This is a genomic window from Clostridium sp. TJA032, from assembly GCF_058310275.1.
In genome coordinates this window covers 1-231 of the sequence record NZ_JBZEFB010000018.1, presented here as the reverse complement: position 1 = coordinate 231, position 231 = coordinate 1, and the positions used below count along the sequence as shown (strand labels likewise).

1 protein-coding gene is annotated in these 231 nt (G+C 33.8%); it reads right to left on the bottom strand.

Annotated elements, in window-relative coordinates; translation table 11 throughout:
- A partial coding sequence (locus AC4FRL_RS11625) for an immunoglobulin-like domain-containing protein (protein WP_491140412.1) occupies positions 1 to 231 on the bottom strand: 231 nt, incomplete at both ends.

The window sequence follows — 231 nt, the reverse complement described above, 5'->3', positions numbered from 1 at the left end:
TCATAAGCAGTTACTCCCTCTAATGGATTGAAAGATTCTCCTACGGTTAAGACCTTATCTTCCGCCTTTATAACTGGTACATGATTTATTACTTCTTGTTTTGGATTCACCTTAACAGTTATTGTCTTAGTTACTGAAGCTCCATTACTATCTGTTACTTTGTAAGTTACCTTGTAAGTTCCAGCCTTATTCATATCTACATTATTGTATATGATGTTTGCTTCTGTTAAC